The organism is Ligilactobacillus sp. (assembly GCF_036846325.1).
Taxonomy (GTDB): domain Bacteria; phylum Bacillota; class Bacilli; order Lactobacillales; family Lactobacillaceae; genus Ligilactobacillus.
In genome coordinates this window covers 1-1069 of sequence record NZ_DAIUCE010000150.1, presented here as the reverse complement: position 1 = coordinate 1069, position 1069 = coordinate 1, and the positions used below count along the sequence as shown (strand labels likewise).

The 1069-nt window shown below is 42.4% G+C and carries 1 protein-coding gene; it reads left to right on the top strand.

Annotated elements, in window-relative coordinates:
* Positions 1-24: 24 nt before the first annotated feature.
* The coding region (locus tag V7Z60_RS09535; protein ID WP_334117581.1) for a sugar transferase at positions 25-1069 on the top strand (1045 nt) is incomplete at its 3' end.

The following is a 1069-nucleotide window of genomic DNA, read 5'->3' as shown; positions in this document are numbered from 1 at the left end:
CGCAATATTCTTAAGCGTAGCTGGTTGAAGGAATTAAAGGCATCAATCATATACGTTTCAGCTTTGGTTATTGTTTTGGCCTTATATCTTCTTTTGAGTCAGACAACATTTTGGTATTCGAGAACGGTGTTTGTTCTATTGGCGATACTGGGTGTTCCGGCAGTGTATTTTGGTCGATTGATATGGAAGAAGATTGTTTTGGCATATCGAAAGAAAAACGGCTATTCCAAGAAGAGAATGATTTTGGTTTCTTTAAAAGACGATTTTGCTGGCGTTAAGCAAAGAATCGAACAAAAATCATTGGGAGATATTGAGATTTCCGGAGCGGTCTTTTTCGATGATTCAACGGCTGAAGTCGGCAAAAAATATGATGATGTTCCGGTCGTAGGCAGTCTTAACGATTTTACGGATAATATCGTCACTGATTTGGTAGACGAGGTCATGTTCGTTTTGCCTAAGGGTGGGGTAGTTCCAGAAAGTCTGCTGCAGGATCTGCTTAACATGGGGATTACTTCTCACGTTTCAATCAGTGAGCTTTATGACAACGAACGCGGCATGAAGACGATTGAAAAGGTCGGCGGCTATACCGTTATGACGGAAAGCTTGAAAATTGCATCCAGTTTTCAGTTGGCACTGAAACGTTTGATGGATATCGTCGGTGCGCTTGTCGGTTTGTTGATTACAGGAATTTTGGTAATCATCATCGGGCCGATCATTTATTTTTCGGATCCTGGACCAATCTTCTTCTCGCAAAAACGTGTCGGTCAAAATGGGCGAATTTTCAAAATTTACAAATTCCGCAGCATGTATCAGGATGCAGAGGAACGCAAGAAAGAACTTATGGCGATGAACACGATGAAAGGGTTCATGTTTAAGGCAGACAATGATCCTCGAATCATCGGTTCGGGCAAGGACGGCTCGAAACATGGCATTGGTTGGTTTATTCGGAAAACGTCATTGGATGAATTCCCGCAATTTTGGAACGTTCTTAAGGGAGAAATGAGTCTTGTCGGGACGCGACCACCGTTGATTGATGAATGGAAGAACTACGAAAAGCATCATCGTGCTC